Origin of the sequence: Dorea sp. D27, assembly GCF_001185345.1 — a bacterium.
In the GTDB taxonomy this organism is placed as follows: Bacteria; Bacillota; Clostridia; order Lachnospirales; family Lachnospiraceae; genus Extibacter.
In genome coordinates, this window is sequence record NZ_KQ236743.1 from 258436 (window position 1) to 285167 (window position 26732).

A 26732-nucleotide genomic window follows, 5' to 3' on the forward strand; every position below is an offset into this window, starting at 1 on the left:
AGGGGAATACATGAGTACATTTGCAGATGTTTTTTTTAATATCATGCAGCCATATCATCTGATGTGTGTTGCCGGAGGGGTGCTGATTGGCATACTCGTAGGTGTCATGCCTGGGCTTTCATCTGTTATGGGGATGTCGGTAACACTGCCGCTCACCTTGTCGCTTGACGGATATGGGGGTATACTTATGATGCTCGGAATTTTCTGTGGGGCCATCTATGGAGGATCCATAACAGCGATACTAATCAATACGCCGGGGACGGCTAATTCTGCCGCCACCTGTCTGGACGGGCATCCGATGGTGACGAAGCTGAAACAGCCGGGACGGGCGCTTGGCATATCTACGACCGCCTCGCTCTGTGGAGGGATTTTTTCGGCGTTTGTCCTGCTGTGGACAGCACCACTGCTGGCGAAAGTTGCACTCAAGTTTAGCGCGCCGGAGTATTTTGCGCTTGGGGTCTTTGGCCTTAGTATCGTAACGAGCGTATCCAGCAAATCCATATGGAAAGGAATTCTGGGAGCATTTCTTGGCCTTTTCCTCTCAACCATTGGAATGGATACAATCAACGGCTCATACCGGTTTACATTTGACCGTATATACCTGACAGGAGGAATCAACTTCGTCCCTGTGCTGATTGGGCTCTTTGCCCTGTCGCAGGGGCTTATCTCTGTTGAAGAACAGTTTGGGAAGGCGAAGGAGAAGGTTAAGGGAAAGCTGGAGCGGGTGCTTCCTACGAAAGCTGACCTGAAAGCGATATGGGCTACCATCTTGAGATCCAGCATTCTCGGATCTGTCATAGGTGCCATACCTGGGACAGGAGGAGACATCGCATCATGGATAGGATACAATGAGGCTAAGAGATGGTCCAAACATCCGGAGAAGTTTGGGGAAGGTGTTCCCGAGGGTATAGCTGCCCCGGAAGCGGCCAACAATGCAGTGTGCGGGGGTGCCCTCATCCCACTTCTGACACTTGGAATCCCGGGGGATGCCTGTACTGCTATCATGCTCGGCGCATTGATGGTCCAGGGAATCGTGCCAGGACCGCTGTTGTTCGTAGAGCAGACAGACAAGGTGTATACGATAATCATAGGCCTGTTCGTCGCGAATATTGCCATGGGTATTCTCGGATATCTTGGTATCCGCGTATTTTCCAAGATTGTAAATGTGCCGAATAAGCTGATGGTGCCGATTATATTTGTGTTCTGCTTTGTGGGTACGTATGCCTTGAATAACAACATTTATGATGTGTTTTTGATGATTATAGCCGGCTTTATCGGATTTTTTCTTCTGAAGCTGGACTTTTCCATACCGCCCATCATATTGGGTATGATTCTAGGTAAGACGATTGAGAATAATTTCAGACGCTCCCTCGTCATATCCAATGGAAACCCGCTGATTTTCTTTCAGCATCCTATATCACTGGCGCTGCTTATAATAGCGTTTGCAGCAGTCTTTTATCCGTTCTTCCAGCCTGCCATCAAAAGAAAACTGGCGGCAGCAAGAAGAAAGAAGGAAGAGGACAAGGAGGGCAGTCTATGAGTTGCGTGTATTGTGAAGAAGAAATCAGCACGGATCTCATCCGGATAGGCAATGTGAAGAAGCATACGCTCTATCTGCACCGTGACCAGACATATCCCGGCCGCTGCATCCTGGCGGCACGGCAGCACATAAAGAAGGTGACGGATCTGTCCGGGGAAGAATATCTGGAATTGTGCGGGGAAGTATATACGGCTGCTGAGATTCTGAACCGTCTGTTCACCCCGGACAAGATTAACTTCGTCATATTGGGAGACTGTTCAGAGCATCTGCATGTACATATCGTCCCCAAGTATGTGGGTAAGAAGAACTGGGGAAAATTATTCGAGATGAATGAGGGCTCCCCTGTCTGCCTGAAGGAAGAGGAATACGAAGCTATGAGACAGAGAATCTTAAAAGAGCTGGAGAAGGAGGGGGCCGTACAGTGAAGCTAAAAGAAAAGTTCTATCCGTCTCTCCTTGCATCCGAATGTTTTTATCCATATATCAGTAATGAGGACATCCTGCTTGATGCCATAGAGAAGATGCTGGATGATGGATACTACAAAAGAGTTGAGGCTGGCACGTTCCATTCTGTAAAGCAGCGGACCAGGCTATCGCATATGGTTGAACGGAACCATATCGGTTACACGCAGTGGATAACGAGCGACATAGCTTCGCTTGGGCTGAATCCTGCTTCAGTCGATAAGGAGACAAGGCAAAAGACGATAGCCAAGATGATTGAGCTGGTGGATATGGCGGCTGAAAGCGGCGCAGACCGCATCGCTATGGTCAGCGGACCGGATCCAGGAGAACGGTTGAGGGAGGAAGCCCGGCTGGGACTTAAGGAAGTGCTCCAGTCTGTATTAGATAGAGTGGAAACGTATCCTCATATGGTCCTGCTGCTTGAACCGCTGGACAGAGAAGCACATAAGATGCATCTTATCGGCCCATCTGATGAGGCGGTACGACTGGCGGCACTGGCGGACGACGGACGCAAACGGTGTCTCCTGTCCTGGGACAGTGCTCATACAGCGTTGAATGGCGAATGCTTCGGCGAATCTCTGCGTGTATCGGCACCATGCCTGGGGCATATACATCTTGCCAATGCGGTTCTGGATCCAGAGCAGTCCGGATACGGCGACTGGCATATGCGGATGGGCAGGCCGGGCTTTCTGGATGTTCCATGCGGTACGGACATACTGACAGAGGCGGCTGCTGTTATGCAGGAGAACGTAATGCTTGGAGTATCCGTCGAGTGCAGATGTCCCGCAGATTGTAATCCATTCCGGATCGAGGCAGAATGTAGAGCGTTCTTGGAACGGATTCTGGAACACGATGTAAGGTTATGAGGAGGCACATATGGAGATTCAGAAAAAACGGATTGCGCATCTGGATAAGGTATATGCAGTAGCGGCAGTTCAGATTGACGGAAGAGATTATTGTATGGCGGCTTCTGAGAACCGGGATGGAACCTGCCTTCTGATTGATATAGAGACAGAGCAGTGTGTTACCGTGTGGGACGGACCTGGAGGAGTGATGTCTCTTGTACCGGTAAGACGTGAGCAGGCTGTCCTGTCCATTGAAGCATTTTACCCGGTGTTCGATTCAAAGGAGTCCGTCATCTGCAGGACAGAGCTGGCGTTTGAGGACGGAAAGCTTAAGGCAGAGAAGAAGAAGCTCTGCAACCTGCCGTACGTACACCGCATCGGTTTGGTGTACGAAGGAGGGAAGACCTTTCTCGTGGCGTCCATGTTATGTGCATACAAGGCTTATACAGAGGACTGGAGTCAACCCGGTTCCATTTTTGCAGGAGAATATAAAAAAGACCGTCCTTTGGAACTTACATGTCTTTATGAGGGGCTTACGAAGAACCATGGAATGTACATTGATGAGACAAAAGGCGGCACGGAGATATATGCGGGGGCCGCGGAGGGAATCCTACATATCAGAAAAGAAGGGGACTGGAAGGTACAATTGTGGAACGTAGGTGAGACGAGTGACATATGTCTGGCCGACGTGGACGGGGACGGAACCGAAGAGATAGCTGTTATCCAGGGATTCCACGGTGAGCATATCCGTCTGCTGAAGCAGCAGGCGGGCGGCTTCTGCTGTATTGGCGAGCTTCCGCTCCAGTTCGGTCATGTCCTCTGGGCGGGAGAGATATTTGGCAGCCTTTATCTTATCGGAGGCAGCCGGGGCGGCGATAAGGAGCTGTCTCTGTACCGCGTAGAGAGAGGGGAGAAGCCAGGCTTTGAGCTTGTCTATCGTGACGTGGGAACCGGAGCTGCTCAGATAGCGGTCTTACGCGGGAAAGACAAGGTCAGGATTCTGGCGGCAAGCCATGGAGAAGATGCAGTTGACATGTATACCTTGACCATCGGAAGGAGGCAAGAAAGATGAAGAGACTATATGGAATCACAGCAGCGATGATTACGCCCTTTACGGAACAGGACGCTGTTGATACGGAAGCTGCAGGGCGGCTGACAAGGCTTCTTATCGGCAAAGGCATAAGCTGCCTGTATCCTTGCGGGACGACAGGAGAGATGCTGCGCATGAGTCCAAAGGAGCGCAGACAGATAGCAGAAGCGGTCGTTACGGCGGCCAAAGGGGAAGTGCCTGTGTTCGTACATTGTGGCAGCATGTGCCAGGATGAGACGATAGAACTCGTGCGGCATGCACAGAAGATTGGCGCGGCCGGGGCCGGGGTCGTGACTCCGCAGTTTTTTATGTCGGACAGAAGGGAACTGTTAGAATACTACAGGACAGTGGCAGGTGCTGCCCCAGATTTTCCTATCTATCTGTATAACATACCACAGTGTGCGGCTAATGATGTCGAGGCAGAACTGGCGGAGCAGATTGCCGGAGACTGTCCGAATGTAGTCGGCATCAAATACAGTTATGCGGATATCAACCGCACGATAGATTACATCAATATAAATGGTGGGAAGTTCTCGGTGCTGCACGGGTGTGACCGGGCTCTGGTAGCGATGCTTGCTCTTGGCTGTGACGGGACAGTATCCGGTACGGCCGGTGTATTTCCGGAGCCATTTGTCAAAGTGTACAAGTCCTATGAGGAAGGCAGGCTCGCAGAGGCACAGAAATTGCAGAAGTTATGCGTCAGATTCTGTGATGTGCTCAGGTGCGGAAGCAATATATCTTATTTTAAAGAAGCCTTGAAATTAAGGGGAATCGATGTGGGATCAATGAGAAGGCCACAGCTTGACCTGGAGCCCAATGAGGTCGCCGCGCTTAGAAAGGAACTGGAGGTGCTCTGCGGTGAAGCGGACATACCTCTGAAACTGGTCTGACATAGAAAGGAAGCAGAAGATGGGGAATATATTAATAACGGCATCCCACTATCCGGCACTGTGCGCTGAGGCGAAGACGCTCCTGGAGTCCAGGGGGCATAAGCTGATTATCAATGAGAGCAGTATGCCATATTATACTTTTCATCAGCTTGCAGAAATCGTGGGAGATGTGGACGCGGCAGTCATAGGTCTGGATGAATGGACAGAAGAAGTGTTCCGTCTGGCACCAAAGCTGAAGGTGATAGCAAAGTTTGGAGTGGGCACAGATAATATCGACTGTGACGCGGCAAAGAATTATGGGATTAAGGTAATTAACGCACCGGGACAGAATTCCAATGCGGTGGCGGAGCTGACGGTCGGCTATATGATACAGCTGTTGCGCAATATATTGCCGCTTCATGAGAAAATGAAAGAGGGTAAATGGGAGCGGTACATAGGAAGAGAAGTTAAAGGAAAGACGGTGGGGCTTCTTGGCTTTGGTATGATAGCCAAACTTGTGGCAAAAAAATTAAGTGGATTTGACGCAGAAATAATAGCCTGCGATTTAAACCCCGATGCGGAATATGCAAAGAAATATGGGGTAAAGCTTGCAGACATGGAAGAGGTCATTAAAAAGAGCGATATCCTGAGCATCCATCTGCCGGCAACAAGTGCAACCTGGCATCTTATGGACAAAGCGATGCTTTCAAAGATGAAACAGGGTGCATATCTGGTCAATACCGCAAGAGGGGCTGTCGTGGATACGGAAGCGCTGACAGAAGCACTGGAAAGCGGGCATCTGTCGGGAGCCGCACTGGACGCCTTTGAGACAGAGCCGCTTCCGATGGATTCACCGCTGCTGGAGCGCGGCAACGTCATATGCACGCCCCACACAGGAGCGGAGACGTATGAAGCTTACAGGAATGTGAGCCTCTGCACGGCGCAGGGAGTGATAGATGTGCTGGAAGGCAGGGAACCATTACATTGGGTAAACAGGCAGGAGGTGCTGCATGAAGAATAAAATAGGATTCTGCGAGTGGGTCATGCCTGTCAAAGGGCCGTCCGTATTCGCCATAGCTGCCGGGCTTGGGGCGGACGGCATACAGGTAGATGACTGGGGGAGCTATTCCCAGAGCTTCCCCATGGCTGAGCAACGGATACAGAACATGTACATAGAAGAAGCAAAAAGATGGGGCATGGAGATTCCATCCATGGGATGCAACGGATTCTCAAGGGCGGGAGGACTGGTAAACCGCCTCGGAACTCCGGAAGGGGATATCTCGCTCCTGGCAATCCGCACGGGGATACGTGCATGTGCAGATATGGGAATCCCCCTCCTTATGCTGCCCTGCTGTTGGGACGGCTTCCTCAGGACGGAAGAAGATATTGAGAATGCGGCAAAGATGCTCCGTACGACCTGTAAAGAAGCAGAAGAGATGAACATTACGGTAGCGGTAGAATCCGTCCTGTCACCGGACAGATGGAAAGACATGGCAGGCTATGTCGGTTCCAAAGCATTCAAGACATACTATGACACCCAGAACAGCCAGTATTTTGCAGGAGCGAATCCGCCGGAGGAACTGAGGCAGCTGGAGGTTACCGATATTGCAGAGGTACATTTTAAAGAAGGGCTTTCAGATACGCAGGGCTGCCGTTGCTTCGGAGAGGGCGGGACGAATTTCTTCGAATCGGCTGATATTCTAAGGGAGAAAGGATATGAAGGCTGGCTCGTCATTGAGAACTTCTACAGAAAGCCGGCATTTCAGTCTGACTGTAAAGATGTCTATGAAGCGATGGGAAAAGACGTCGCGACATTGAGGCAGGTATTTGGCGTCAGACCAGAATCACATTCCGATTGATTTCCCCTCTCTGCCCGGCATCGTTTTCTGCTATAATAAGGACAGACGAAAGAAGGGGGCATCGATATGACAGAGAGAAAAGAAGTGATATCTTATTGTCTGACTTATAAAAATGTATATGAAGACTATCCGTTCCGGGATACGGACTGGTGCGTCATCCGACACAGGAACAGCAGGAAGGTCTTTGCCTGGATCTTTGAAAGAGAAGGCCATGTATGGGTTAATGTAAAGTGCAGCCCCGAATGGACAGAGGTGTGGAGACAGACCTTTGATTCAGTGCTTCCGGCATATCATCTGAATAAAAAGCACTGGAATTCCATCATATTGGACGGGACGGTTCCGGAGGAAGAGATATGCAGGATGATAGGCGAGAGCTATGATCTGACGACAGGAAAATAACGCTTTGTTTTGTCCTTTACGGAAAAGAGTGGTATAATAAGACCAAAGTGAGAAGACATTAAAGGTGGGATACCATGACAGGATACAAGGCCGGAAACAATACATTTCACATATGGAAACTCGCGGTGCTGTTCATCGGGCTGGCAGCTTTCGGCCTGCTCCTGGCCGATGTGGCCGGAAGTTATCGCCTGGAGGCAGTCGACACATTTGTGTACCGCGCCGTCCATGCGCTGCAGTGTCCGTTCCTCACCGGCTTCTTCAAGGTGATGACGAATATGGTACATCCGGTCGTGCTGCTTATCATCAGCATGGCGATGATACACACGCTCCGGCAGAAGCAGTATCTGGTCGCCTTGTTTGCCAACCTCGTTCTGGCCGTACTACTGGACTTGTCCGCCAAGGGATGGGTTATGCGGGAACGGCCTCCTCAGGCGCAGCAGCTTATCGCAGAGACAGGATACAGTTTTCCGAGCGGACACGCGATGCTGGCCGCTACGTTCTACGGTTTTATCTTGTTCCTCATATGGCAGACGAAGAAGAGCAGGACATATAAGGCAGCAGGCACCGTTATCTGTCTGGCAATGATAGCCCTCGTCGCGCTGAGCCGGATATATCTCGGCGTGCATTATGCGACAGATGTTGTGGGAGGTTTTCTTGCCGGGATTATATATCTTATCATATATACATCGATTGCCAGACGCTATTTTGCGAAGGGCATAGCGGTTCACGGACAGCCGGATGTGGAGATCAACCCTCTCTTGAAAAGCTTTGAATATGCATTTTCCGGTATCATAACCGGGCTTAAGACAGAACGGAACATGATGATACACTATTCCGCACTTGGATTGGTCGTAGTATTCGGAATCACGCTGAAACTGTCTGTGACGGAGTGGTGCATCTGTCTTATCCTGTGCGCCCTCGTCATCTCGCTGGAACTGGTCAATACCGCCGTGGAAGCTGTGGTAGATCTGGTGACGAAGGAGCAGAGGCGGCGTGCCAAGCTGGCCAAGGATACGGCTGCCGGAGCAGTGCTGATTGCGGCGATTACAGCGGCAGTCATCGGAGGGATTATCTTTGTCCCGAAGATACTGGCGCTGTTTGCACTAAACTAACATGGCAAAACGAAAGGAGAAAAAGAGGATGGATAACTTAGGGGAAAGCTTGAAAAAGGTAATGCTGGCAGGTGTGGGAGCACTGGCCACGACTGCGGAGAAATCCAAAGAGATTCTGGATGACCTCGTGAAAAAGGGAGAGCTTACGGTAGAGCAGGGCAAAGTGCTCAATGAAGAGCTGAAGCACAATGTAAAAAAGGCGGTAAAGGAAAATGTTACGGTTAAGGTAAAACCATCTTCGCCGGAAGAGCTTGAGGAGCTGCTTGACAAGATGACTCCTGAGCAGATAGACCAGTTGAAGGAAAAGCTGGCCGGGCTTGGGCAGCCGGCACAAGTAGAGCCGGAGGATGACGGGAAGCCGCAGGACGCCCCGGAGGATGAGAAGGGCTGCAAAGAGGCAGATGAGTAAAGAAGCGCCGGCAGCGTATGGGAACAGGTTGAAAGAGATTATGTCTGTCCTGAAAAAGCACAGCATTGCCAGAGGTGTGACGCCGGAAAAACTGCGGCTCATACTTGAGGATCTGGGACCTACTTATATTAAGCTCGGGCAGATTATGTCCATGCATTCCGATGTCCTGCCGAAGAGATACTGTGAGGAATTGATGCGGCTTCGCTCGGATGTGAGCCCCATGCCTTTTTCACAGGTAAAAGAAGTTATCGAAATAGCATATAATTGTCCGCTGACAGAGGTGTTTCAGGAGATTGACGAGACACCTCTTGGTTCTGCGTCCATCGCACAAGTGCACCGGGCAGTGCTGGAGAGCGGTGAGAAGGTAGTCGTCAAGGTGCAGCGGCAGGGCATCTACGGTACGATGTCGAGGGACATCGGCCTTCTGCACCGGGCAGTCAGGTTCCTGCCGCCAGTGAATATGAAGGGTCTGGTAGATTTGGACCTTGTGCTGGACGAGCTGTGGAACGTGGCCCAGGAGGAGATGAACTTTCTCAACGAGGCATCTAATATGGAAGAGTTCGGCAAGCTGAACAGGGACGTAGCATTCGTGGATGTACCCGTCCTGTACCGGGAGTACACGACCGGACAGGTGCTCGTGATGGAGTACATCGACGGATTTGGAATCGATGAGAAGGAAAAGCTCCTGGAGAACGGGTATGACCTGAATGAAGCAGGGGCCAAGCTGGCGGACAATTATATAAAGCAGATCATGGAGGACGGCTTCTTTCACGCAGATCCCCATCCGGGCAATGTGAAGATTCGGGAGGGTAAGATCATATGGATTGATATGGGCATGATGGGACGACTCTCCGCCAGAGATAAGGAACTGATTGCAGGCGCGGTGCAGGGTGTGGCCGATAATGATATCGGACAGATTCTGGAGTCGGTCATGGCACTTGGCGAATTCAAGGAGAAGCCGGATCAAAGCAGGCTTTATACAGATATCGGCAATCTGCTCACAAAGTATGGGACGACAGATATCGGCAAGATAGACATCGCCAGAATCATGGAAGACCTGATGGAGGTTATGAAGGACAACAAGATTATCATGCCTCACGGCCTGACGATGCTGGCAAGAGGCATGTCGCACATGGAAGGGGTAATTGCGGATATCAGCCCAGAGATTAACATGGTGGAGGTGGCTTCTGCGAGGATGGCGGGCAGCCTTCTATCCATAGACAACTGGAAGAAAGAGCTAAAGAGCGGGGGCAGAAGCATATACCGTTCTATCCACAAGGCGCTGGATATCCCGGCACTGGCAGCCGATCTGCTCCGGGGCTTCCTGAAGGGACAGAACCGTATCAACCTGGATGTCCATGCGACAGAGGATCTGAATGAGATGCTGACAAGGCTTATTAAGAAGCTTGTCATGGGCTTCCTCGTGACAGCGCTTCTCATCAGCTCCAGCATATTGTGTACTACGGACATGAAGCCTAAGATATGGGGAATACCCGCACTGGGAGCCTTCGGATATCTGCTGGCGCTCGGACTGGCAATCTGGATATTCCTGAGCCATATCCATACGGGAAAAAATAAAATTTGCAGTACCTTTTGGAGGACGGTATAATATAGCTAAGAAACATGAGTCAGAGGTGTACTATGCAAAAGATATTGATAGTGGAAGATGACATAGAATTGAACCAAAGCATATCCTATTCCCTTAAGCGGGAAGGATATGACACTATATCTGCACATTCACTGGGGGAGGCGGAGAGCCTCTTCCGGCAGGAATGTGCAGATTTGGTTTTGCTCGATGTAAATCTGCCGGATGGCGAAGGGTTCGAACTGTGCAGATGGATGAGGGGCCAGAGGAAAGTACCGGTCGTATTCCTCACGGCTAGAGACATGGAGGAGGATGCGCTCAAAGGATATGAGACAGGAGCGGAGGACTATGTGACCAAGCCGTTTTCCATGAAAATACTTTTGAGGAAGATCCATGTCATCTTAAAACGTGTGGATGCACACAGCAGGAACATATACGATGACGGGTTCCTGAAGATTGACTTTGACATGGCAAAAGCAGAGGCCGGCGGAAGCGATTGTATGATAACACCTACCGAGTTCCGGATGCTCCGTCTGTTTTCGGACAATGCGGGCAGGCTTCTGACGTATTCCGTGCTGCTGGATCAACTCTGGGACAGTGGAGGCCAGTTTGTCGACAAGCATACGCTGGCGGTGAATGTGAACCGGCTTCGCAGAAAGATTGAAGACGAAAGCCACAAATATATATCAAATGTATACGGGATGGGATATCAATGGCTGAAATGATAATTCCTGCGCTCTGTTTTGCCATAGCGGCTGCCTGCATGTGGTACAGGATGCGGATGCTTAAAAGAGACATATACATATTTACGGAAAAACTGGAAGAGAGCCTGGACGCGATGGCGGACGGAGAGGAGCTGGAAGAATGCGGCATTCCTGAAGATACGCTGTGGGGCAAGGTACACGGGAAGCTTGTGAGGGTCAATCACATGTGGCTTCAGAAAAATGAGCAGAACAACAGTGAGAAGAGACAGATGAAAGAGCTTATATCTGATTTGTCTCATCAGACACGGACTCCCATCGCCAATATGAAGCTGTATCTGGAATTGCTGCAGGCCGAAGGCCTGGACTCAGAAAAGGCGGGGGAATTCCTGACAAAGATGGAGGGCCAGACGGAGAAGCTGGATTTTCTGCTCCGGGGTATGGTGAAGATGTCCCGGCTGGAAGCAGGTATCATTGAGATACGGAGCCGGAAAAACTTCATATACGGAACGCTCGTACAGGCTGCCGGGGCTGCGGTGCCTGCTGCCGAGAAAAAAGGGATAAGAATCTGCGTGGACTGTGAGGAAAGCATAGAGGCGGACCATGACAGAAAATGGACAGGAGAAGCGATATATAACATATTGGACAATGCCGTCAAGTATACCGGGCCTGGCGGAACGGTATACATACGGGTTGCGGTGCAGGAATTCTTTACGAAGATAAGTATCGGCGACAATGGGAAAGGTATCGCGCGTGAACGGCAGTCCCTTGTATTCCAGCGGTTCTACCGCGAACCCGAAGTACATGACGAAGAAGGCATAGGCGTAGGTCTCTATCTTGCAAGGGAGATCATTACCCGTCAGAAGGGGTATATAGAAGTACGGTCAGAAGAAGGGAAAGGCGCGGAGTTCTGCGTCTACCTTCCAAATGGGAATTAGACATGATCTGCAGGGAAGAGTCACACGTTTGTGATTCTTCTTTCTTGTGAACGGTTTGTGATTTTTTTCAGATATGCTTGTTGTATAGAAGAAAGGAGACAGAAGAGATGGAGACGTGTATTGTAAAGACAAAAAATCTGAAAAAATATTATAAGCTAGGTGATAATACGGTGAAAGCGCTGGACGGTGTTGACTTTCAGGTGGAAGAAGGTAAATTTACCGCTATCGTAGGGAAATCCGGCAGCGGTAAGAGCACGCTGCTTCACATGATCGGAGGGCTGGACATACCGACGGACGGACAGGTTATCGTGGACGGGAAAGACTTGTCTCGTATGAATAGAGAACAGCTCGCTATATTCAGAAGAAGAAAAGTTGGTTTTGTGTTCCAGAGCTACAATCTCGTGCAGGATCTGAACGTGTATGAAAATATCATCCTTCCTGTAGAGCTTGACGGTGCCCGCGTGGACCAGGAATTTGTAGATGAAATACTGGACCTGCTGAAGTTAGATGCGAAGAGGGAATCGCTTCCATGTACGCTGTCAGGAGGACAGCAGCAGAGGGTCGCCATCGCCAGGGCGCTTGCTGCAAAGCCGTCTATCATTCTGGCGGATGAACCGACCGGTAATCTGGACACCGCGACAAGCCATGACGTGATGGGATTGCTTCGGGTCGTGGCAAGGCAGTACCACCAGACTATCGTTCTCATTACCCATGACCAGGATATCGCGCAGCTCGCGGACAGGATAGTCCGTATCGAGGACGGAAGGATTGTGAGAGGAAGTGAACGCCATGCTTAAGAATAACAACGGCGCTGTCATCACGAAGCTGGCGAAACGTTCCATGTCGGGAAACAAGAGGAGAAATATGGTAATTGCCATGGCTATACTGTTATCCTCCTTTCTTTTGTTTACCATATTGACGGTCGGCATCACCTACATTAAGATGCAGGCACGTCAGAATATGCGTATGAAAGGTGCCGTCTATGACGCGGTTCTCATCGGTGGATTTACAGAACAGCAGAAGCAGATCTGCGAAGAGAACGAAGATATCACTACCATCGGAATAGAGGCCAAAGCCGGCTATCCGGAAGAGACGGATGCAGATGACACGCTCCATACGGTCCTCATATGGAGTGACGACATTTACTGGGATGTACAGAAAGAGCCGGCGATGGATAAAGTGAAGGGAAGGTATCCGACGAAAGACGATGAAGTGATGGCGACGAAGGAGGCCCTTGAAGACTGCGGGAAGGGAGATCTGGGAATCGGAGATTCTTTTACGATGACGTATCAGGACAAAAACGGACCGCATACAAAGGAATTCCGTATAGCGGGCATGTGGGAAGGGTACGGAGATAACAAAGTATTCTACGTATCAAAGTCATTTTTTGATCAGTCGGGCCATGCATTTTCAGACGTGAACTGCGGAATCCTCTATCTTGATTTCAAATCCCAGATTATGACGGAAAAGACACAGACCGAGTTCCGGGATTCTCTGGATTTAGGAAAGCAGCAGAGGCTCTTTTTCACATCCGAGACGGAGCAGTCTGTGCAGCTGCTTGCGGGTCTTGCGGGCCTTGTCATCATGACGTGCCTGAGCGCATATCTGCTCATCTACAACATACTTTATCTGTCGGTAGCAGGTAACATACGCTATTATGGCCTTCTTCAGACAATTGGCATGACGGGTAAGCAGATTCGCAGGCTTATACAGAGACAGATGCTTATCATCGGGACGGCCGGAACGGCCGGAGGCATACTGCTCGGATTTGCAACCTCTTTCTTTCTGATTCCAGTAGTTGTAAAAACGCTCGGTGTACGAGAGGATGTAGACGTCGTATTTCATCCGGCTGTCTTTCTGCTCAGTATTGCCGTCGTTGGAATTACGATTTACCTTGGCAGCCGCAAGCCTACGAGGATCGCCGATTCCGTATCCCCTCTGGAGGCGCTCGGCTATCGTACGGTGTCAGGGAGAAAGGCGTCCCATAAGACGGGGCGTGGAAGCATCCTGTGGAGGATGGCGGGCGAACAGCTCGGCAGGGACAAGAAAAAGACTGGGGTAGTCATACTGTCTCTGGCGGCCTGCCTATCCGTATTCCTCTGCCTCGTTACAATGATTGAGAGCCACGGCGCGCGGACCATGATGTCCAATTATATGAATGCGGACTTGATTATTTCTAATGATACGATGAAAAAAGAGGACGAATCCGAATGGTACCGTATCATAGACAAGAAGCTTCTTTCTGATATGCGAGATATGGAGGGTGTTGAAAAACTGCATCCCATGACGAGCACACAGATAATCATACCGTGGGAACCGGAATTTTCTGATATGTGGATGAAGGAATTTTATGAGACATGGATGGATCACAGCTATGAGGAGGATATCGGGGAATATAAACAGCATCCCGAAAAATTTTATACGTTTATGACAGGGATTGATGAGGAAGAGTTCGACTATGTAAACAGCACGCTTGAAAAGCCTGTGGACAAAGAGCAGTTTCTGGATGGCAGGACATGCCTCATTTACCGCGACGGCCTGTCGCTTCATCTGGCTGACATCCGTGGGAAGAAGGTGTCATTTTCTCAGTATAAAGACCGCACGAAGTCATATACGATGGAGATTGGCGGCTATGTAGACGATGGCTATTATGCGTTCATGCCGGGCATGACTCCGGTGGTGCTTGTAAGCGACGCTTTTGTAGACAGGACGGTGGAGGATCCTTGGGTGTCCAGGGCGAGCGTGCAGTATAAGGAAGAATACGACGGACAGACGGAGACGCAGGTTAAGAAGCGTGCAGAGGAAGGCCCTCATGGAGGAGACTTATCATATGATTCTAAGATAGATAACATGAAATCGATTCAGAAGGCGCAGGGCAACATGATGGGCGTCGGAATCGGGATCACCTTGATTCTCGCGATGATTGGGCTCATGAATTATATCAATACGGTGTCGGGCAACATTCAGAACCGGCAGACAGAACTGTCTGTCATGGAAAGCGTCGGCATGACGGAGAAACAGGTCAAAGGCATGCTGATTCGAGAAGGACTGCTCTTTGCCGGAATCTCACTGTTTTTGACGGCAACGGTGGGGCTCGGAGTCACTTATGCATGCTACCAGTCTCTGAACTACATGGGAATCGCCTTCCATGTGCCGGTGCTTCCGGTACTGGCGATGGCGGCACTTGTTACATTCGTCTGCACGATGATACCTCTGGCTGCATACCGGATGATATCAGGGAAGAAATCGATTGTGGAAAGAATAAGAGAATTATGAACATAGTACCTTAATCAAGATATGTACAGGACAGACAGTACCCGATTCTGGGAGGATATCCTTGGCAAAAGGTAGAAACAGGGCTGGAAACATAGCACTAAAAATGGGCAACTTGCGGAACGCCATATTGTTGGAAGCAAGGTTCTCTGCTATAGTCTAAGTAGTTCAAAGAGGAGGGGGTCAAAGTGAAGATAACAATCAATACTGACCCGGCATTTTCAGGTACGGAGGTTACAGTAAACTGTGCGTACCTGACGCCGGAGCTGGAAAAGATCATCGCCATGCTGAGGATGCTGGAACAGAAGCTGACAGGGAGTAAGGACGGCGAGATACATCTGCTCGATATCGCCGCGATCCTGTATATAGACACGACAGATAAGAAGACATTCCTCTATACGATGGAGGCAGTATATGAGACGGAGCTGCGGTTGTATGAACTGGAGAACCAGCTGGAAGAAAGCGGTTTCCTGCGTATAGCCAAATCCTGTATCGTCAATGTCCGGCATATCGCTTCACTTCGCGCGGACATCGACAGGAAGATACGGGTCACGATGGACAACGGGGAGCAGCTTCTCGTATCGAGGCAGTATACAAAACGTCTGAAGGAAAGGTTGGGAATCTGATTATGGAAGAAAAGAAAACAATATTTAGCTATCTGTCACAGGTACTTGTCATATTTAGCATTACCGTGCTGTGTATGACGATGTTTACACATTTCTTCGGCGAGAGCGCCCGGGAGATATCTGCGCTGTACCGGATGGGCGGGGAGGGCATTCCGCTTGAGATTATACCGGAGCTTTTTCTTCTCTCCATCATCGTCGTCGTGCTGCAGTATCTGTTTGTTACGGACCTTCTGTTTAAGAAGATGCCGGTGCTTGCGCGGATTGTATGCATGGTCGTAAGCATACTGGTTGTGATGTGTGGGTTTATCCTGCTGTTTGACTGGTTTCCGGCAGATATGTGGCAGCCGTGGGTGCTGTTTCTCGTCTGTTTTGCAGTCTGCTTTTTTGTGAGTGCGGGAATATCGGCTTTGAAAACGAGGATTGAGAACAAGAAGCTCATGGAAGGGCTGGAAAATGTAAAAAGGCATTGGGAGGCAGAGTATGAAAAGACAGATTAAGGCAGAACGTGTCCGAATGGAATTCAAGAATAGAGAGGTGCTTAAAGGAATTGACCTGCACGTGTCCGAAGGTGAGATATTCGGGCTGCTTGGCCCCTCCGGGGCAGGCAAGACGACCCTTATCAAGATTCTGACCGGCCAGCTTAAGCAGACCGGCGGGGAAGCGTTTATCATGGGACAGGACAGCCGCCAGCTTGACAGCACGGTATGTGCAAGAATCGGAATGGTCATGGATAACAGCGGATTGTACGAACGCCTTACGTGCGCCGATAATCTGGGAATCTTTGCAGAAATCTACGGCATCTCCAAAAGAGAGATCAAGACCGCGCTTGATAAAGTGGGACTGTCGGAAGCTGTGAAGACACCGGTTCATAAGCTTTCAAAAGGGATGCGGCAGCGCCTTGTCCTTGCCAGGGCAATCATGCACCGGCCTGATGTGCTGTTTCTTGATGAACCCACGAGCGGCCTGGATCCGGCTACGGCTTCCAGCATCCACCGCCTCATCTGTGAGGAGAGGGACAGGGGAGCGGCCGTCATGATGACGACCCATAACATGGAAGAAGCGTCTAAGCTGTGCGGATATATCGCGCTTCTGCATGAAGGAAGCATCGTAGAAGAAGGAGCGCCGGATGACATATGCAGAAGATATAATCATCAGAATAAGATAAAGATATTTTTGAAAAGTGGCAGTACGGTCTTGCTGAACCATGATGTCAGCGAGGCAGCCGCGATTGCGGAATATTTCCGGACGGGCGCTGTAGCCGGCATACATTCGACGGAACCGGATCTTGAAACAGTATTTATGGAACTTACGGGAAGGGGGCTTTGACCCATGAGAGGAAAAAGAATCTATGCGGTTTGGAAGAAGCAGATGAAAGATACGTTAAAGAATAAGGCGGTTCTTATCCAGTTTGTCATGTTTCCCGTACTTTCAGTTATCATGCAGAATTCCATAAAGATAGAAGGGATGTCCGGCCGGTATTTTGTCATCCTGTTCGCAACGATGTATGTTGGGATGGCGCCGCTTACAGCCGTGGCCTCTATTATTTCAGAGGAAAAGGAAAAGAATACGCTCCGGGAGCTTCTGATGGCTAATGTCAAGGCGGCAGAATATCTGCTTGGAATCGGGCTTGGCATCTTCGTGTGCTGCATGCTGGGGGCTGTCGTGTTTGCTCTGGCCGGGCAGTATACAGGAAGAGATATGGCGGATTTCCTTCTTGTCATGGCGGCAGGGATTGTCATATCCCTCCTTCTTGGCGCCGTCATAGGCATATCGTGCAGGAATCAGGTGACGGAAGTATCTGTCAGCGTGCCCGTGATGCTCGTATTTTCGTTCCTTCCTATGCTGGCCTCTTTCAATGAGAAGATAGCGGCTGTTTCTAAATATGCGTTTTCACAGCAGATCAGCAACTATATGAGTGCGGTCGGGGACTCGGCAGCCAAGGACGGGAATCTGGTTGTGATATTGTGTAATGCCGGCATATTTGCGGTATTGTTCGGGGTGGTCTACCGGAAGTGCCGTCTGATTTAGTAGCATTGTTATGAGGCTTTGACGGAATAAGATGCAAAAATGATGCCATAATCATGTATAATATAAATAATATGAGAAAGTTTATGGAATATATGAGGTGGCTGTATGATGAACAAAATATTGATCGTAGAGGATGAGGTGCCCATATCCAACCTTATAAAGGAGAACTTAAGTGATGCGGGGTACCTCTGTTTCTGTGCATTTGACGGGATGCAGGCGGCAGATATGGTCGAGCGTGAACGCTATGACCTGGTGCTTCTGGATATCATGCTTCCTGAGATTGACGGGTATGAGCTTCTCGAATATATAAAACCACTCGGCATCCCTGTCATATTTCTGACTGCAAAGGGGGATGTCCTTGACAAGGTGAAGGGCTTGAAGTCAGGTGCGGAGGACTATATAACAAAGCCGTTTGAAATCGTAGAGCTGCTGGCAAGGGTAGAGACGGTGCTGAGAAGATACGGGAAGACGCAGCGGTATGTCTCGCTGTTCGACATTACAGTGGACACACTTTCACACACGGTCAAGAAGAACGGGGCGGCGGTTGCGCTTACCGCCAAAGAATATGATCTGCTGCTGCTGTTCGCGCAGAATCGGAATATCGCCCTGTACCGCGACTTCCTATATGAGAGAGTATGGGGAGAGACATATCTGGGGGACAGCCGTACCGTGGATCTCCATGTCCAGCGTATGCGTAAGAAGCTTGGGCTGGAGCACAAGATAGTGCCTGTATATAAAGTCGGATACCGTCTGGAGGCGTAGCAGTTGAAGTTTTTTTGGAAAATCTTTTGCAGTACAATTATTATCACCGCATTTACGTGCAGCGCAGGGGGCTATTATCTCATCCGTTCCCAGTTCCATCTGTCGCTGGACCGTGAGATAGCTGCTGCTTATTCTGAAAATGCTATTCTTTGGCAGATTATGGATGAGGAGCTGAAAGACCTGACTTCCATGAAGGAAGAAGTGCCTGATATCGCAGATAATATTACGGTCAATGTGTCAGGTGGCTCTATTCCGTTTGCCGTGATGCTATGCGTCCTTTTTGCCGGAGTCGGGCTTGTGTCTTTTATCGTATCCAGCCTGCTCCTGTCTCCGCTGAAAAAGCTGTCCTCCGCCACGAAGCAGATGGCAGATGGGAGTTTCAGGCAGCAGCTCAATATATCAAGGAATGACGAGGTTGGGGAACTTGCGTCCGATTTTGAACAGATGTCGGTAAAGCTTGAGGAAATGGTGAATGAGCTGAAAGAATATTCACGGCGTCAGAAAGACTTTGTAGATAATTTTTCCCACGAGCTTAAGACGCCACTGACATCTATCATAGGATATGCCGATATGATCCGCTCCAAGGAGATGGAGCCGGAGCGCAGGATGGCATGTGCCGATTATATCTATACAGAGGGGAAGAGGCTGGAGATGCTGTCCCTGAAGCTGATGGACCTTATCGTGCTGGAAAAGCAGGACTTTACATTCCGACCTGTCCATATGCGCGAGTTCCTCGGGCAGGTTGCAGATGCATTTTCCCCAGTGGTCTCAGGCAGCGGCATATCATTTTCAGCCAGGATTCAGGATACTGCATTAAGAGTGGAACCGGATCTTATGAAGACGGTCTGCATGAATCTGCTGGATAATGCACGGAAAGCCGTTGATTATGAAGGCAGCATCGTGCTCACAGGCAGAAAGATTCCGAACGGGGCGTATTGCATATCTGTGGAAGACAATGGAAAGGGTATTCCGAAAGAGGAGATTTCCAGGATTACAGAAGCGTTCTATATGGTAGATAAGTCAAGAGCCCGCGCTCAGGGCGGGGCCGGCATGGGACTTGCACTCTGCTCTAGGATTATAGAACTGCACCGGGGCAGGATGAAGTTCGTGAGCCGGGTAGGCAGGGGGACACGGGTGTCCGTCTATCTCAGGGCCGGCAGAAGAGCACCCGGAGATGCCGGGGAAAGGAGGCAGGGATGAAGAATAGGACATGGCTGGCAGTCCTCCTGCTGGCAGCGGTTCTTGGAGCGTCGGTATATGTGCCTGTCGCTCTGTCCGGATATGAGGAAAAGAAGCTGCTCGCAGATGTGCAGACAGAGCAGCTGAAGGAATCAGCAAAGCCGGAGAAGCCGTCGTCGGATACGCTCGAGAAGCTGTCTGTCATAAACAGGGCGCGCCAGACGGGAAGTGAAGTCATATCAGGCAAAGTCGTATATAGTGCGGCAGATAATAGACCGGCAGAACTGGTGGAAAAAGGGTTTAAAAAGCTGCTGCAGAGTGGCATCTTGACAGGTGAAGGGCTGACCGGAAGTATATCGATTAAGGAAGCGATGCGGATGTACTATACTGAGGCAGATGCAAAGATGTACTATACTGAGGCAGATGCAAATCAGAAGATTCGATGCTTTTACATCGTAGCCGAGTGTAGCGGACTTTTCTTCAGTCTCCTGATTGACGAAGAGACGGAAGCCTTGTATGAGATCAGCATATCTTCATCAGACACAGGAGCTGACATCAGGCTGACAGACAATGTCGGGGAGAAGTGGGCGGAGTATCTCGGCATTACGCTGAAAGAGATGGACAGACAGCCGCTGGATGGGGTATCCATATATGAAACGGGAGATTCGGACGTCCTATACATCATTTACCAGTCAGAGCAGAAAGATGGCGGCTATATCAGCCTGACGGATACTCTGTCGTTAGGGCTGGAGGGAGATCATGCAGCATCGACAGTAGATGATGCAACTTCGACGGGAGATAGCAGGGCAATAGATGCAACTTGGTAATACAATATCGGTGTAATAAAAAATCCTTATGAAAGGGGAGGCTTTATGAACCGATATAGATCAGAAGCTCGTTCCGCCCATTATCGTGTATCCGGGAGGGAGACGGAAAAGCACAGGAAGGCAGGCAGACGGCAGAAAAGAAAGGACAAGGCTGTATTTTATAGTGTTTCATTCATCATCATCTGCCTGCTCGTCTTTATCTGCGGGTTTACATGTGTAGATAAGTACAGAAGCAGACAGGAGCGTACAGTGGAAAGGACGGGTGTCAAAGCGTTTGAGGAAAGCGGTGCCGGAAAGAAAACAGGGACAATGCAGAACGGACAGGCAGATGCGTCCGCATGGAATCTTAGGCTTGTGAATGCGTCACATCCGATTCCCGCAAGTTATCCGATTGATATAACGCTGCTTAAGAACGGACAATCTGTGGATTCGCGTATATACAGAGACCTGCAGGACATGATGGACGCAGCGAGGAACCAAGGTCTTTCTCCCTTGATCTGCTCTTCCTACCGAACCGCAGATAAGCAGAAATCATTGTATGAGGCCAAGGTCTCAACCTGCATGGGCCAGGGCATCTCCAGAAAAGAGGCAGAAAAGCAGGCGGCCGAATGGGTTGCGCCGCCGGGTACGAGCGAACACGAACTCGGTCTGGCTGTCGACATCGTGGCACAGTCGTACCAGCTCCTGGACAAAGGGCAGGAAGAGACGTCGGAACAAAAGTGGCTTATGAAACACTGCAGCGAATATGGCTTCATCCTCCGCTACCCCACCGACAAAAGCGAAATAACAGGAATCGGCTACGAGCCGTGGCATTACCGCTATGTAGGAAAAGAGGCGGCAGAAGAGATAATGCGTCGGGGAATCTGCTTGGAAGAATACGTGCAAATGTGAAAAAACTGTGAACGGGGACGTGATCAAATTTAATTTTGTTACGTCCCCAATTGAGTTTTGACCTGTACCTAAATAGATATTATACTTCCGGCAGTCCAGCAAATCCTTTTGCCAGATCCTCGTCAGATGGGATATAATCGGTCATTTCGCCGTTGTTGAATTTTTCATATGCCATCATATCGAAATAGCCGGTTCCGGTAAGGCCGAAGACGATTGTCTTTTCTTCCCCGGTCTCTTTGCACTTTATAGCCTCATCCATGGCCGCCTTGATGGCGTGGCTACTCTCGGGCGCCGGGAGGATGCCTTCGATGCGGGCAAACTTGGTCGCGGCACCGAAGACTGCCGTCTGCTCGATGGAGATAGCTTCCATGAGCTTGTCATCGTACAACTGTGAGAGTACGGAGCTCATGCCGTGGTAGCGGAGTCCCCCTGCGTGGTTCGGCGACGGGATGAATCCGCTTCCAAGAGTGTACATCTTGGCCAGCGGGCATACCATACCGGTATCGCAGAAGTCGTAGGCATATCTGCCGCGTGTAAGGCTTGGGCAGCTCGCCGGTTCTACAGCTATGATCTGATAATCTTTCTCCCCTCTTAATTTTTCACCCATAAACGGGGATATAAGACCGCCGAGGTTGGAGCCGCCGCCTGCACATCCGATGATGACATCAGGCGTTATACCATATTTGTCAAGTGCTGCTTTCGTCTCTAGTCCTATGACCGACTGATGGAGCAGTACCTGTGACAGGACAGAGCCGAGTACATAGCGGTAGCCGTCTTGTGAGACCGCAGCCTCGACTGCTTCAGAAATGGCACAGCCAAGACTCCCCGAAGTACCCGGGTGCTCTGAGAGAATCTTGCGGCCGACGTTGGTAGTGTCTGACGGAGAGGGAGTCACATTGGCACCATATGTCCGCATCACTTCCCGGCGGAACGGCTTCTGCTCATAGGAGCATTTGACCATGTATACCTGACAGTCCAGCCCGAGATACGCACATGCCATGGACAGGGCCGTCCCCCACTGGCCGGCCCCGGTCTCCGTCGTCACGCCCTTGAGCCCCTGCTTCTTGGCATAATATGCCTGAGCGATGGCAGAGTTCAGCTTGTGGCTTCCGGAAGTGTTATTGCCTTCAAATTTATAATAGATCTTAGCCGGTGTCTGGAGCGACTCCTCCAGGCAGTATGCCCGGACAAGCGGCGATGGCCGATACATTTTGTAAAAATCCTGGATTTCCTGTGGAATATCAAAGTAAGGTGTCGTGTCGTCCAGCTCCTGCCTGACGAGCTCATCGCAGAATACACCGCGCAGCTCCTCAAATGTCATAGGTTCTAAAGTGCCTGGATTCAAAAGCGGTGCAGGCTTATTCTTCATATCGGCGCGTACATTATACCATTTTTTAGGCATCTCACTTTCTTCAAGGTAGATTTTGTAAGGGATCTTCTTCGTTTCTTTCATCATGTTTCCTTCCTTTCAATTGAGATTCATAAATGCTAAGTCCGACAGAGAGGTTTGGCACAGGTGTAAAATGTAAGAGCAAATAAGGTACCTTGGCACATTCTCAGCCTGAGGTTCCTAATTCGATAGAAGGTTTCCCAAAATATTTTATCGAATAAAAAAACTCCCGTCCTAAATCATTAGGACAGGAGTGATTCCTGCGTTGCCACCTAAATTCATTCTTATGGAATAACTAAATAAGAATGCGCTCAGCCATGTACTAACATACATGTTCCATGTGATAACGGTTGGATTCCGTCGCCCCTACTCTGACTTGATACATACCATTTTGGTTTGCCCTCGCAAGTCCATTCGCCAAATCGGATATTATCACGGTTCCACCATCACGTGACTCTCTGTAAATATGCCGTTAAAGCTACTACTCTTGCTCATCGGTTCTTGATTTTGCTTTATTATAATGCAGTAGTAAAGAAATGTCAACATAATTTTAGCTATTTGTAGAAGAAAAGAAGTTGAGATGTATAAGGATAAGCCTTAAAATTATATATAAGTTAATGTCGAAATATCTGATAATATAAAGGAAGAAGATAACGCTTGAAAAAGTGCGTAATATAGAAAAGGAGTATGCAAATGTCAAATGTTTTAGAAGCACAGAATCTTAGTAAAGTTTATAAAACGGGTGAAGTAAAAGTCTCTGCAATCAAAGGAATTCATTTAGCTATTGAGAGAGGACTGTTTTATTCTATTATAGGGAAGAGCGGATCCGGCAAGTCTACACTTTTACATCTGTTAAGCGGCCTTGACAAACCGACCAGCGGAAAAGTGCTGATGGAAGGCGTGGATATACATAAGTTAAAAGACAGCGAGCTGTCAAAATTACGCAGACAGAAGATGGGATTTGTTTTTCAATCCTATAATCTGCTGCCAGAATTTTGCGTGGAAGAAAATGTAAAGATGCCTTTGTATCTTAATAAGAATAATCCTGATAACAGATATATTAAAAAGATTATGGAAATGTTGGATATCGCAGACTTAAGGCTGAAATTCCCAAATCAGCTGTCTGGAGGTGAACAACAAAGAGTAGCTCTTGCCAGAGCGTTAGCTGCCAGGCCGAGCATAATTTTTGCTGACGAACCGACAGGGAATCTGGATGTGGAAACGAGTAAAAAGGTTATTTATCTTCTGAAGGCTATGCAGCGTGAGTTGGACCAGACAGTGCTGCTTGTAACCCATGACATGGAAATTGCAGAACAGGCAGACAAATCAATTCGTTTACAAGATGGAATGATTATAGGATGAAAATACGATGAGAAAAATCGCTTTAAAAAGTATAAGAGGAAAAAAAAGAGAGACGAGGCTGTTGACAGGAATGCTGATACTGATTTATGCTGTCAATTTTATGCTCGTTATATTTGCAGGAAGTTTTGATAAAACTTTGGAAGAGAACCGATATGAGAAATATGGGGAATGGTCCGGAGCAGCCATAGGTGCTGAGATTAATTTAAAGGACACTTTGGAAACTCAGAAAGATGTCTATAGTATAGGCGCAATGGAGACCGGTGGCAATGTACGTGTAGAGGGTAAGGAGTGCGGCAAAGTTGGTACTGTGGACAAGACAGCAAGGGAGCTTGCCCGTATGGAACTGGAAAACGGAAAATGGCTAGAGACAGAGACAGAGGCAGCGTTGCCGGCTTCAATTGTGAAACAGCTTGACGGAACGGTTGATATTGGTGATAAAGTATCTTTGGATTATGCTGAAGGAAGCCGTATGTCTGGGAGAGAGGTCATTATAACCGGTATTATAAAGACATGGGGAACAGACTGGACAGTAGACAGGTCTTTGCTCCCATCGGTGATTCAAGGAAAGAATTCCAAGACAGGTGCCGAAAGTGATAATAGCATCACTTATTTTTTCAAAACTTCAGATATGAATGCAGGCAGTCTTAACAATCTGTCTGCACGGATCGGTCAGAATAGTGAGGCAGAGTTTGTTTTTAATGAAGAGGCGTATCCCGGGAATATGAGCCTGGCAGCTACACTGTCTGAGGATGGGAAACAGGTCATGTTCTTGATTCTTGTCTCTACTATCATTATTGGATATTTATTGACGGTATTTGCAAAAAACGAGAGATACAGCCTGCTGATTCTCCGAGGTTTGGGAGCCGGAAGGGGACAGATATTGCTGCTAACCTTGTGGAAATGTGTATATTTCCTGGGCTTCTCTGTACTTGCAGGAGCCATGATTGGTTCTGCAGGAAGTATTGCTTTATTGAGTATTGTCAAATCAGTGATGGACATATCCGTATTTTATGAAATCAAGTGGCTGAACATATTGCAGATAGGGGGTGCCTGTGCTATTGTCTTCATGATGGGATATCTGGGCATGGCAATGCAGGTCTGTATGATGGAAATCATGTCCTCATATAAGGAAGACAGCGAGAGATACGAAAAAAAGGTATTAGATATTAAAAGAGCTGAATATCATACGATAAAAAGCATGGTGAAGCGAAATAGAAGGTTCTATAGGGACAGGATCGGCTTTAGGGCCGGCATTTCTATAACCGTTATTGTCATTTCAGCAGTCTGCACATACCTGTTTATAAAATCTGAGTCGGATTATCGTTTTTGGAAGGAACAGAAAGGATATAATTATCTGTTTCAAACGCCGGATCTGACAGAAGGGATATCTGATGTGGACATTGATAACATAAAAGATATTCCAGGCATAGATACGGCAGAATACGAAAAGTTTCTCAACTGTTCTGGGAAGGAACAGATGATTACGATTAGCTGGAATGGCTGGAAGGACAGCGAATATGTCAGGACATACCGGCGTTACGCTCAAGTCCACAATAGCACAGAGCCATACGATAAAGAGGGTGATTACTTTACGCTTAATGAAATCCGGGGAGTCAGCCCACAAGAGAAAGAAAGGCTGACCGGCTATCAGGATGCGGTTGCTGACGGTGAGCTGGATGAGGAGGCGTTTAATGAGGGGGAAGAATGCATACTGTTTTTATCTCCATATCAAATCCGGGACGTTGGCACGGACATCATTGATAAAGAGCCGGTTTATATAGACCCGGAAGGCTCGGTTGAGAAAAGACACATATATACATACGAAGAGGATAATTCTATACAGCCGGGAACATATATCGATATATCTTCTCCATGGGGGACGAGAAAGATAAAAGTAGGTGGTATCATATATGCCGCACCAGAGTATGGAGAACAGGTTATAGCCGTTGGGGAAAGATTCCTGGATAAACTTTGTGGAATTGAGGATGAAAACCTTTATAATTCCGTTCGATTTCCATATTCGGAGGATGCGGATTTTGAAGAAATGGACATTGCAATCGCAGATTTTTTCAGCACGATGCATAATGGTGAAGGGCTCGTCAATGAAAGAAACATATATGGGGAGATACGCGGACAGCTCGTTTCTGATATATTCCGCATGGTGGTGATTATTACGGCTGTCTGGCTGCTGTACTTATTGATTATGTATCAGGGCAATGCGGGCCATCTCAATTATGAAAGAAAAAGGATAGGCATACTCCAGACTTTGGGAATAAGTAAATCCGATTTGAAGAAAATGTACTATTATGGATATCTATATGAGTCAGTCATTATTACAGGGGCAGGAGCGCTTATCTGTTCTGCCTGGTTTGCTTACAGATTACGTGTCGCTACAAGTTTTGACAGCATGAAAACTTTTAAGCTTGCTGTAATGAGTAACACGGGAGATCTCTCCGATTTTGCTTTTTCTGTTCTGACAGCGGTTGTAGTATGTGCCGGAATTAGTCTAATTACGATACATGTACTGGTAAAGCGTATACTCAGAAACAGTATCATAACTAATATCAGAAGATTGCATTAGCCATT

The 26732-nt window shown here is 48.8% G+C and carries 26 protein-coding genes, 1 pseudogene and 1 other annotated feature; of the genes and pseudogenes, 26 read left to right on the forward strand and 1 reads right to left on the reverse strand.

Going from position 1 to position 26732, the window contains the following annotated elements:
• Window positions 1-10: 10 nt before the first annotated feature.
• The 24 genes and pseudogenes from HMPREF0980_RS01290 (at window position 11) to HMPREF0980_RS01400 (ending at window position 21394) form a co-directional block, all read left to right on the forward strand.
• The gene (locus tag HMPREF0980_RS01290; RefSeq protein ID WP_049727355.1) at window positions 11-1540 is read left to right on the forward strand and encodes a tripartite tricarboxylate transporter permease; all 1530 of its coding nucleotides are present in this window, start codon (window positions 11-13) and stop codon (window positions 1538-1540) included.
• Entirely contained in the window at window positions 1537-1965 is a 429-nt protein-coding gene (locus HMPREF0980_RS01295) for an HIT family protein (protein WP_049727356.1), read from the forward strand. The genes HMPREF0980_RS01290 and HMPREF0980_RS01295 overlap by 4 nt, the downstream gene beginning before the upstream one ends.
• On the forward strand, window positions 1962-2867 hold the full coding sequence (locus HMPREF0980_RS01300; protein ID WP_049727357.1) for a sugar phosphate isomerase/epimerase family protein: 906 nt from the start codon (window positions 1962-1964) through the stop codon (window positions 2865-2867). The genes HMPREF0980_RS01295 and HMPREF0980_RS01300 overlap by 4 nt, the downstream gene beginning before the upstream one ends.
• 10 nt (window positions 2868-2877) lie before the next feature.
• A complete protein-coding gene (locus HMPREF0980_RS01305) occupies window positions 2878-3918 on the forward strand; it encodes a hypothetical protein (protein WP_049727358.1) in 1041 nt (346 codons plus the stop codon).
• Window positions 3915-4826, forward strand: coding sequence for a dihydrodipicolinate synthase family protein (locus HMPREF0980_RS01310; protein WP_049727359.1), 912 nt, complete (start codon window positions 3915-3917; stop codon window positions 4824-4826). The genes HMPREF0980_RS01305 and HMPREF0980_RS01310 overlap by 4 nt, the downstream gene beginning before the upstream one ends.
• A 19-nt stretch (window positions 4827-4845) precedes the next feature.
• A complete protein-coding gene (locus HMPREF0980_RS01315) occupies window positions 4846-5826 on the forward strand; it encodes a phosphoglycerate dehydrogenase (RefSeq protein WP_049727360.1) in 981 nt (326 codons plus the stop codon).
• The gene (locus tag HMPREF0980_RS01320; RefSeq protein ID WP_049727361.1) at window positions 5816-6664 is read left to right on the forward strand and encodes a sugar phosphate isomerase/epimerase family protein; all 849 of its coding nucleotides are present in this window, start codon (window positions 5816-5818) and stop codon (window positions 6662-6664) included. The genes HMPREF0980_RS01315 and HMPREF0980_RS01320 overlap by 11 nt, the downstream gene beginning before the upstream one ends.
• Before the next feature lie 66 nt (window positions 6665-6730).
• Window positions 6731-7063 carry an MmcQ/YjbR family DNA-binding protein gene (locus tag HMPREF0980_RS01325; protein WP_049727362.1) on the forward strand — a complete coding sequence of 111 codons (333 nt, stop codon included), beginning with the start codon at window positions 6731-6733 and terminating at the stop codon, window positions 7061-7063.
• Window positions 7064-7377: 314 nt separating this feature from the next.
• Window positions 7378-7746 (forward strand): annotated as a pseudogene (locus HMPREF0980_RS19865) (phosphatase PAP2 family protein); the annotation flags it as partial.
• Window positions 7747-7803: 57 nt separating this feature from the next.
• Window positions 7804-8175, forward strand: a complete 372-nt coding sequence (locus HMPREF0980_RS19870) for a diacylglycerol kinase family protein (protein ID WP_049728281.1) — start codon at window positions 7804-7806, stop codon at window positions 8173-8175.
• A 28-nt stretch (window positions 8176-8203) separates the two neighbouring features.
• A complete protein-coding gene (locus tag HMPREF0980_RS01335) occupies window positions 8204-8584 on the forward strand; it encodes a phasin family protein (RefSeq protein ID WP_049727363.1) in 381 nt (126 codons plus the stop codon).
• Window positions 8577-10193, forward strand: a complete 1617-nt coding sequence (locus HMPREF0980_RS01340; protein WP_049728282.1) for an ABC1 kinase family protein — start codon at window positions 8577-8579, stop codon at window positions 10191-10193. The genes HMPREF0980_RS01335 and HMPREF0980_RS01340 overlap by 8 nt, the downstream gene beginning before the upstream one ends.
• 32 nt (window positions 10194-10225) lie before the next feature.
• The gene (locus HMPREF0980_RS01345) at window positions 10226-10894 is read left to right on the forward strand and encodes a response regulator transcription factor (RefSeq protein ID WP_049727364.1); all 669 of its coding nucleotides are present in this window, start codon (window positions 10226-10228) and stop codon (window positions 10892-10894) included.
• Window positions 10882-11808, forward strand: coding sequence for a sensor histidine kinase (locus HMPREF0980_RS01350; RefSeq protein WP_049727365.1), 927 nt, complete (start codon window positions 10882-10884; stop codon window positions 11806-11808). Before HMPREF0980_RS01345 ends, HMPREF0980_RS01350 begins: the two co-directional genes overlap by 13 nt.
• Window positions 11809-11915: 107 nt before the next feature.
• The gene (locus tag HMPREF0980_RS01355) at window positions 11916-12605 is read left to right on the forward strand and encodes an ABC transporter ATP-binding protein (RefSeq protein WP_049727366.1); all 690 of its coding nucleotides are present in this window, start codon (window positions 11916-11918) and stop codon (window positions 12603-12605) included.
• On the forward strand, window positions 12598-15084 hold the full coding sequence (locus HMPREF0980_RS01360; protein WP_049727367.1) for an ABC transporter permease: 2487 nt from the start codon (window positions 12598-12600) through the stop codon (window positions 15082-15084). Before HMPREF0980_RS01355 ends, HMPREF0980_RS01360 begins: the two co-directional genes overlap by 8 nt.
• 185 nt (window positions 15085-15269) lie before the next feature.
• Entirely contained in the window at window positions 15270-15707 is a 438-nt protein-coding gene (locus HMPREF0980_RS01365) for a LytTR family DNA-binding domain-containing protein (protein ID WP_049727368.1), read from the forward strand.
• 2 nt (window positions 15708-15709) lie between these two features.
• Complete coding sequence (locus HMPREF0980_RS01370; protein ID WP_049727369.1) at window positions 15710-16204, forward strand: hypothetical protein; 495 nt, start codon at window positions 15710-15712, stop codon at window positions 16202-16204.
• Window positions 16188-17033 carry an ABC transporter ATP-binding protein gene (locus HMPREF0980_RS01375; protein WP_049727370.1) on the forward strand — a complete coding sequence of 282 codons (846 nt, stop codon included), beginning with the start codon at window positions 16188-16190 and terminating at the stop codon, window positions 17031-17033. Before HMPREF0980_RS01370 ends, HMPREF0980_RS01375 begins: the two co-directional genes overlap by 17 nt.
• Before the next feature lie 3 nt (window positions 17034-17036).
• Window positions 17037-17735: an ABC transporter permease gene (locus HMPREF0980_RS01380; protein ID WP_049727371.1), complete on the forward strand. Its 699-nt coding sequence runs from the start codon at window positions 17037-17039 to the stop codon at window positions 17733-17735.
• 108 nt (window positions 17736-17843) lie between these two features.
• On the forward strand, window positions 17844-18497 hold the full coding sequence (locus HMPREF0980_RS01385) for a response regulator transcription factor (RefSeq protein WP_049728283.1): 654 nt from the start codon (window positions 17844-17846) through the stop codon (window positions 18495-18497).
• A gap of 3 nt (window positions 18498-18500) precedes the next feature.
• Window positions 18501-19697 (forward strand): sensor histidine kinase, encoded by a 1197-nt coding sequence (locus HMPREF0980_RS01390; RefSeq protein WP_049727372.1) that lies wholly within the window; start codon window positions 18501-18503, stop codon window positions 19695-19697.
• Window positions 19694-20503 (forward strand): hypothetical protein, encoded by an 810-nt coding sequence (locus HMPREF0980_RS01395; RefSeq protein ID WP_049727373.1) that lies wholly within the window; start codon window positions 19694-19696, stop codon window positions 20501-20503. The genes HMPREF0980_RS01390 and HMPREF0980_RS01395 overlap by 4 nt, the downstream gene beginning before the upstream one ends.
• Window positions 20504-20548: 45 nt before the next feature.
• Window positions 20549-21394 (forward strand): M15 family metallopeptidase, encoded by an 846-nt coding sequence (locus HMPREF0980_RS01400; RefSeq protein ID WP_084002615.1) that lies wholly within the window; start codon window positions 20549-20551, stop codon window positions 21392-21394.
• 79 nt (window positions 21395-21473) lie between these two features.
• On the opposite strand, the gene HMPREF0980_RS01405 is transcribed toward HMPREF0980_RS01400, so the two are convergent.
• Window positions 21474-22850, reverse strand: coding sequence for a TrpB-like pyridoxal phosphate-dependent enzyme (locus tag HMPREF0980_RS01405; protein ID WP_330375798.1), 1377 nt, complete (start codon window positions 22848-22850; stop codon window positions 21474-21476).
• 174 nt (window positions 22851-23024) lie between these two features.
• Window positions 23025-23288 (reverse strand) — a binding site (T-box leader).
• A 189-nt stretch (window positions 23289-23477) separates the two neighbouring features.
• Here HMPREF0980_RS01405 and HMPREF0980_RS01410 point away from each other — a divergent pair.
• Both HMPREF0980_RS01410 and HMPREF0980_RS01415 read left to right on the forward strand, forming a co-directional pair.
• Window positions 23478-24146 (forward strand): ABC transporter ATP-binding protein, encoded by a 669-nt coding sequence (locus HMPREF0980_RS01410; RefSeq protein ID WP_049727375.1) that lies wholly within the window; start codon window positions 23478-23480, stop codon window positions 24144-24146.
• 7 nt (window positions 24147-24153) lie between these two features.
• A complete protein-coding gene (locus HMPREF0980_RS01415; protein WP_049727376.1) occupies window positions 24154-26727 on the forward strand; it encodes an FtsX-like permease family protein in 2574 nt (857 codons plus the stop codon).
• The last annotated feature ends 5 nt before the right edge of the window (window positions 26728-26732 follow it).

What these genes read in the sequence shown, in the direction of transcription:
- HMPREF0980_RS01415 (WP_049727376.1), top strand. Translation starts at nt 24,154, where the DNA reads ATGAGAAAAATCGCTTTAAAAAGTATAAGAGGAAAAAAAAGAGAGACG.
- HMPREF0980_RS01345 (WP_049727364.1), top strand. Translation starts at nt 10,226, where the DNA reads ATGCAAAAGATATTGATAGTGGAAGATGACATAGAATTGAACCAAAGC.
- HMPREF0980_RS01310 (WP_049727359.1), top strand. Translation starts at nt 3,915, where the DNA reads ATGAAGAGACTATATGGAATCACAGCAGCGATGATTACGCCCTTTACG.
- HMPREF0980_RS01355 (WP_049727366.1), top strand. Translation starts at nt 11,916, where the DNA reads ATGGAGACGTGTATTGTAAAGACAAAAAATCTGAAAAAATATTATAAG.
- HMPREF0980_RS01360 (WP_049727367.1), top strand. Translation starts at nt 12,598, where the DNA reads ATGCTTAAGAATAACAACGGCGCTGTCATCACGAAGCTGGCGAAACGT.
- HMPREF0980_RS01395 (WP_049727373.1), top strand. Translation starts at nt 19,694, where the DNA reads ATGAAGAATAGGACATGGCTGGCAGTCCTCCTGCTGGCAGCGGTTCTT.
- HMPREF0980_RS01315 (WP_049727360.1), top strand. Translation starts at nt 4,846, where the DNA reads ATGGGGAATATATTAATAACGGCATCCCACTATCCGGCACTGTGCGCT.
- HMPREF0980_RS01405 (WP_330375798.1), bottom strand. Translation starts at nt 22,850, where the DNA reads ATGATGAAAGAAACGAAGAAGATCCCTTACAAAATCTACCTTGAAGAA.
- HMPREF0980_RS01375 (WP_049727370.1), top strand. Translation starts at nt 16,188, where the DNA reads ATGAAAAGACAGATTAAGGCAGAACGTGTCCGAATGGAATTCAAGAAT.
- HMPREF0980_RS01370 (WP_049727369.1), top strand. Translation starts at nt 15,710, where the DNA reads ATGGAAGAAAAGAAAACAATATTTAGCTATCTGTCACAGGTACTTGTC.
- HMPREF0980_RS01385 (WP_049728283.1), top strand. Translation starts at nt 17,844, where the DNA reads ATGAACAAAATATTGATCGTAGAGGATGAGGTGCCCATATCCAACCTT.
- HMPREF0980_RS01340 (WP_049728282.1), top strand. Translation starts at nt 8,577, where the DNA reads ATGAGTAAAGAAGCGCCGGCAGCGTATGGGAACAGGTTGAAAGAGATT.
- HMPREF0980_RS01410 (WP_049727375.1), top strand. Translation starts at nt 23,478, where the DNA reads ATGTCAAATGTTTTAGAAGCACAGAATCTTAGTAAAGTTTATAAAACG.
- HMPREF0980_RS01400 (WP_084002615.1), top strand. Translation starts at nt 20,549, where the DNA reads ATGAACCGATATAGATCAGAAGCTCGTTCCGCCCATTATCGTGTATCC.
- HMPREF0980_RS01320 (WP_049727361.1), top strand. Translation starts at nt 5,816, where the DNA reads ATGAAGAATAAAATAGGATTCTGCGAGTGGGTCATGCCTGTCAAAGGG.
- HMPREF0980_RS01325 (WP_049727362.1), top strand. Translation starts at nt 6,731, where the DNA reads ATGACAGAGAGAAAAGAAGTGATATCTTATTGTCTGACTTATAAAAAT.
- HMPREF0980_RS01305 (WP_049727358.1), top strand. Translation starts at nt 2,878, where the DNA reads ATGGAGATTCAGAAAAAACGGATTGCGCATCTGGATAAGGTATATGCA.
- HMPREF0980_RS01335 (WP_049727363.1), top strand. Translation starts at nt 8,204, where the DNA reads ATGGATAACTTAGGGGAAAGCTTGAAAAAGGTAATGCTGGCAGGTGTG.
- HMPREF0980_RS01290 (WP_049727355.1), top strand. Translation starts at nt 11, where the DNA reads ATGAGTACATTTGCAGATGTTTTTTTTAATATCATGCAGCCATATCAT.
- HMPREF0980_RS01350 (WP_049727365.1), top strand. Translation starts at nt 10,882, where the DNA reads ATGGCTGAAATGATAATTCCTGCGCTCTGTTTTGCCATAGCGGCTGCC.
- HMPREF0980_RS01380 (WP_049727371.1), top strand. Translation starts at nt 17,037, where the DNA reads ATGAGAGGAAAAAGAATCTATGCGGTTTGGAAGAAGCAGATGAAAGAT.
- HMPREF0980_RS01295 (WP_049727356.1), top strand. Translation starts at nt 1,537, where the DNA reads ATGAGTTGCGTGTATTGTGAAGAAGAAATCAGCACGGATCTCATCCGG.